Here is a 5,228-nt window from a genome sequence, read left to right as displayed (position 1 = left end):
CGCCAAGGGCTTCCGCACGAAGGCCGACGCGCAGAAGTGGCTCGATGGTCAGACGGCCGCAGTCGTCGCCGGGACGCACGTCGCGCCGCGGGACGCTCAACTGACGGTTCAGCAGTGGTGCGACCTGTGGATAGAGGGATACAAGGTCAACCGTGACTCCACGGTGCGCCAGGCGCGGACCCACATCACTCACATCGTCGACGAGTTCGGCGACATGCAGCTAGCGGCCCTGCGGCCGTCCTCGGTGAAGTCGTGGGTCGGCAAGCTCAAGGATGACTTCGAACCAAGCTACGTCTGCGCATTGCACAGCCGGATGTCTCAGATCCTCGGCGACGCCGTCCACGACGGAGTCCTCGGCCGCAACCCGTGCTCACGCCGGACGTCGCCACCGATGGGCAAGGCCAAGATCTACGTCATCAGCACCGAGCAACTCTGGGCCATTCACGACGCCGTTCCCGAGCACTTCCGCGCGGCCGTCTTGCTCGGAGCGTTCGCCGGGTTGCGCGTGGCCGAGGTGTCCGGGCTACGTGTCGCCGACGTGGATTTCATCAGGGGAGTGGTGCACCCGGTCCAGCAGTGGCCCGAGGCGCCTCTCAAGACGCCGGGCAGTGACGCGGCCATCCCGATTCCTCGGGACCTAGCGCTTCTGCTATCGGCGTCGGTGCAGAAGTATCCCAGCGAGATGATGGTGACGCGAGGATCGGCGACGACCAGGATTGGCGCGCTGGCGGCCAACGGGCACGGCGCCGATTGCGCACCTCCGTGGAGCATCGAGCGCGCGATACGCGACGTCAGGACGAAGGTCGAGGGACTGCCGGAGACCTTCGTCTTCCACGATCTGCGGCACTACCTCGCGTCACTGCTGATCAAGGATGGCTGCGATATCAAGACGGTGCAGGCGCGGATGCGGCACGCCTCGGCGCGGACCACGCTCGACACCTACGGCCATCTGTGGCCCGACGCAGACGAGTCCACCCGCTCCGCAATCGGTTCTGTGATCACGGAGCGGATGGACTCGCTTGAAACTACTGCGGACGATCTGCGGACGATTGGGCCATCTGGCTAGTATCGCCGCAGCTCAACGGGTTAGCTGACTTACACGTCGTAGTAGAGCGCGAACTCGTACGGGTGCGGCCGGATCTGGATCGGCATGATCTCGTTCTCCCGCTTGTACGAGATCCAGGTGTCGATCAGGTCCTCGGTGAAGACACCGCCCTCGGTGAGGTATTCGTGATCCTCCTCGAGGCGGTCGATGACCGCGGACAGGGACGTCGGTGCCTGCGGGATGTTGGCGGCCTCGTCCGGGGGGAGCTCGTAGAGGTCCTTGTCGACGGGCGCCAGTGGCTCGATCTTCTTCTTGATCCCGTCGATGCCTGCCATCAGCATCGCCGCGAACGCCAGGTACGGGTTGCCCGAGCTGTCGGGGCAACGGAATTCGAGGCGCTTGGCCTTCGGGTTGTTGCCCGTGATCGGGATGCGGACGCACGCAGACCGGTTGCGCTGGCTGTAGACCAGGTTGATCGGCGCCTCGTAGCCCGGCACCAGGCGCTTGTACGAGTTCACCGTGGGGTTGGTGAACGCCAGCAGCGACGGCGCGTGGTGCAGGATGCCGCCGATGTAGTGGCGGGCCAGATCGGACAGTCCGGCATAGCCCGACTCGTCGTGGAACAGCGGCTTGCCGTCCTTCCACAACGACTGGTGGGCGTGCATGCCCGAGCCGTTGTCGCCGAACAGTGGCTTCGGCATGAAGGTCACCGTCTTGCCCGCGGCCCATGCGGTGTTCTTGATGATGTACTTGAACAGCAGCACGTCGTCTGCGGCAGCCAGCAGGGTGTTGAACTTGTAGTTGATCTCGGCCTGTCCCGCGGTGCCCACCTCGTGGTGACCGCGTTCCAGGGTGAAACCGGCGTTCTGCAGGTTGGTGGCCATCTCGTCGCGCAGGTCGACGTAGTGGTCGTAGGGGGCGACGGGGAAGTAGCCACCCTTCTGGCGGACCTTGTAGCCCAGGTTCGGGCTGCCGTCGGCCTCGAACGGCTCACCGGTGTTCCACCAGCCCGACTCGGAGTCGACCTCGTAGGACGTGCCGTTGATCTTCGAGTCGAACGTCACCGAGTCGAAGATGTAGAACTCGGCCTCGGCACCGAAGAAGCACGTGTCGGCGATGCCAGTGCTGGTGAGGTAGTTCTCCGCCTTGCGGGCCACGTTGCGCGGATCGCGGGAGTACGCCTCGCGGGTGAACGGGTCGTGCACGAAGAACTGGAGGTTCAGCGTCTTCGCGTGCCGGAACGGATCGATTCGTGCGGTCTCGGGATCCGGCAGCAGCATCATGTCGGATTCGTGGATGGACTGGAAGCCGCGCACCGACGAACCGTCGAAGGCGAGGCCGTCTTCGAAAACGCTCTCGTCGAAGGCCGAAGCCGGAATCGAGAAGTGCTGAACGACACCAGGAAGATCGCAGAATCGAATGTCGACGTACTCGACGTTCTCGTCCTTGATCAGCTTGAAGATGTCGTCCGCAGTCTTTTCTGCCACTGAGAATTCTCCTTTATCACTGGTAACCCGCGGGTTGACGCTAGGTACAACATATTGCGCGCCGGTCAAACGCATGTTGCGCCGACGTTACGTAGTCGCCGTTCCAGGCGCCCACCCTATGCTGGTTTCATGGCCCGCTCCTTCGGCACCTGGCTGTCCGGCCCGCCGCCATCCGACTCAGGCACACCCGACGAAGGTCCCAACGACTTCCCAGGTCAGCGTCTCGGGCGGCCGCAGTCCGGACCGGGTTCGCTCGTCGGACTGGGGCGCCGCGTCGGCGCGCTCCTGGTCGACTGGTTCATCGCCTACGGCCTCGCGAGCCTCGCCGTCACGTTCGGCTTCGTCACCACCCAGAACTTCTTGATGTCACACATCGGATCCACGGCCGTGATGGGTGTCTGGCTGGTGCTCGGTGTCGTCTCGGTGCGGCTGTTCGGGTTCACCCCCGGTCAGTACATGCTCGGGTTGCGGGTCGAGTCCGTCGATCACCGCATGCACGTCGGTCTCGGGCGCGCACTCTGCCGCGGCCTGCTCATCGCCTTCGTGGTGCCCGCGCTGTTCACCGACGCCGACGGCCGCGGCTTCCAGGACCGGCTCACCGGCACGGCCGTCGTGCGGCGTTAGATGCTGTTCGCGCAAGCGCTCATCGGGCGTTGGGACGTTACTTCCGACGCACCGTGCGCTGCACTCCGCGCATCTTCGCTCCTGCCGGCAGCGGACCCTTCGGCATGGCGGCAGGCCCCATCCGGGAACCGAGCGCGGCCAAGCGCGACTCCAATGCATCCATCTGCTTGGCCGTGATGTTGGCGGGCAACTTCGTCAGGTGACGCTCCAGCTTCGACAGGGGCACCTCGCCCTCGCCGTTGCCGACGACGAAGTCGTAGATGGGGGTGTCGCCGATGAGTCGCGCGGTCCGCTTCTTCTCCTGTGCCAGCAGCGGCTTGACGCGCACGGCCGACCCCTCGCCGACGAAGATGACCCCGGGCCTGCCGATCACACGATGAACCGCGTCGAAGTGACCCGTTGCGGCGACGCCAGGAGTGACCCGCCACTTGCCGCGCAGATTGTCCAGGGCCCAGGCGGCGGCACCCGTCTGTCCCTCGGCCTTGCGGTAGACCGACTTCTGCGCCCTGCGCCCGAAGATGATGAAAGCCACCAGTGCCCCGAGGACGACGCCAAGCGGAATCAACGTCACAGAAGTGAAGGTGCTGCCGCTGAGCACGCCCGCCACCACCGCCGCGGCCACGATCAGCACGAACGCGCCGATCATGTACGGCAGGAGTCGGGTGTCCTCCTTGCGCTGGATCTGGAACGCCTGCCAGAGCTGGCTCCTGCGCTCCTTCGATGCGGCCTTGCGCGCAGCCTTCGCCTCGGCCTTCGCGGCCTTGTCCGCACCGGTGTTACCACTCTTTGCCATCCGATCAGGATACGGGTGGGCTGGACGTTTTGGACCCGGCGGCTGCTGCATACAACTTGCCCGCGCGATAGGACGATCGGACCAGTGGCCCCGCGAGCACGCCGGGGAAGCCGAGCGCCTCGGCGAATGCCGCGTGCTCGACGAATTCTTCGGGCTTGACCCAGCGCTCGACGGGGTGGTGACGCACCGTCGGCCGCAGGTACTGGGTGATGGTGATGATGTCGCAGCCCGCCCCGTGCAGATCGGTCAGCGCGGTGCGCACCTCCTCGGGCGTCTCGCCCATGCCCAGGATCAGGTTGCTCTTGGTCACCAAGCCGTAGTCACGAGCCGCGGTGATCACCGAAAGGCTGCGCTCGTAGCGGAACGCCGGACGGATCCGCTTGAAGATGCGCGGCACGGTTTCGACGTTGTGCGCCAACACTTCTGGACGCGTCTCGAAGACGGTCTCGAGCTGCTCGGGGATGGCATTGAAGTCGGGGATCAGCAGCTCCACACCGGTGTTCGGGTTGAGCGCCTTGATCTGGCGCACCGTCTCGGCGTAGAGCCAAGCGCCACCGTCGGGCAGGTCGTCACGCGCGACACCGGTGACCGTCGAGTACCGCAGGCCCATCGCCTGCACGCTCTCGGCGACCCGCCGCGGTTCGTCACGATCGAGTTCAGCCGGCTTACCCGTGTCGATCTGGCAGAAGTCGCACCGGCGGGTGCACTGTTCACCGCCGATGAGGAAGGTGGCCTCGCGGTCCTCCCAGCACTCGTAGATGTTGGGGCAGCCCGCCTCCTCGCAGACGGTATGCAGACCCTCGCGCTTGACCAGGGCCTTGAGTTCCTTGTACTCAGGGCCCATCTTCAGCTTGGTCTTGATCCACGGCGGTTTGCGCTCGATCGGTGTCTCGGCGTTGCGGACCTCGAGGCGTAACAACTTGCGTCCACTCGGCGAAACCGGCAGGCCGGCAATTTCCGATCGAGGTGCTCCGCCGACTTCTCCGATGCTCACTTCAACGATGCTAGCGCTGGACGCCCGTCGAGCGCGTCGCAGACCGCGTCGGCCACGGTGTCCGCGACGTCGTCGACGGTGATGCGGCGGCCGAGTTCGGTGGTCAGAGACGTCACGCCGGCGTCGGTGATGCCGCACGGCACGATCGACGTGAACGCCGAGAGATCACAATCACAGTTGAGGGCGAAGCCGTGCAGCGTGGTGGCCCGCGCCACCCGGATGCCGATCGCGCCGATCTTGCGCGCGGGCCGGTCGGCGTCGGCAGGGACCCACACGCCGGAGCGC

6 protein-coding genes are annotated in these 5,228 nt (G+C 65.5%); 2 read left to right on the top strand and 4 right to left on the bottom strand.

Going from position 1 to position 5,228, the window contains the following annotated elements; translation table 11 throughout:
* Nucleotides 1-1,066: site-specific integrase (locus tag ACRDUX_RS35655; protein WP_526421376.1), on the top strand; the 1,066-nt coding region annotated here is incomplete at its 5' end.
* 29 nt (nucleotides 1,067-1,095) lie between these two features.
* Here ACRDUX_RS35655 and glnA read toward each other — a convergent pair.
* Nucleotides 1,096-2,532, bottom strand: a complete 1,437-nt coding sequence (gene glnA / locus ACRDUX_RS35650) for a type I glutamate--ammonia ligase (protein WP_526421374.1) — start codon at nucleotides 2,530-2,532, stop codon at nucleotides 1,096-1,098.
* Nucleotides 2,533-2,661: 129 nt separating this feature from the next.
* Here glnA and ACRDUX_RS35645 point away from each other — a divergent pair, with 129 nt between their 5' ends.
* Nucleotides 2,662-3,156 carry an RDD family protein gene (locus ACRDUX_RS35645; protein ID WP_526421372.1) on the top strand — a complete coding sequence of 165 codons (495 nt, stop codon included), beginning with the start codon at nucleotides 2,662-2,664 and terminating at the stop codon, nucleotides 3,154-3,156.
* Between the two features lie 37 nt (nucleotides 3,157-3,193).
* Here the strand turns inward: ACRDUX_RS35645 and ACRDUX_RS35640 are convergent, their stop codons facing one another.
* The 3 genes from ACRDUX_RS35640 to ACRDUX_RS35630 all read right to left on the bottom strand — a co-directional run.
* Nucleotides 3,194-3,949 carry a DUF4191 family protein gene (locus ACRDUX_RS35640; protein WP_526421370.1) on the bottom strand — a complete coding sequence of 252 codons (756 nt, stop codon included), beginning with the start codon at nucleotides 3,947-3,949 and terminating at the stop codon, nucleotides 3,194-3,196.
* Between the two features lie 4 nt (nucleotides 3,950-3,953).
* Entirely contained in the window at nucleotides 3,954-4,895 is a 942-nt protein-coding gene (lipA, locus tag ACRDUX_RS35635) for a lipoyl synthase (RefSeq protein WP_526421378.1), read from the bottom strand.
* A 44-nt stretch (nucleotides 4,896-4,939) separates the two neighbouring features.
* On the bottom strand, nucleotides 4,940-5,228 hold a 289-nt coding region (locus tag ACRDUX_RS35630), incomplete at its 5' end, for a lipoyl protein ligase domain-containing protein (protein ID WP_526421368.1).

The sequence above is a fragment of the Mycobacterium sp. genome, assembly GCF_050701675.1.
In the GTDB taxonomy this organism is placed as follows: domain Bacteria; phylum Actinomycetota; class Actinomycetes; order Mycobacteriales; family Mycobacteriaceae; genus Mycobacterium.
Note: the sequence above shows the minus strand (reverse complement) of the source record. Positions and strands in the feature narration are given on the sequence as shown.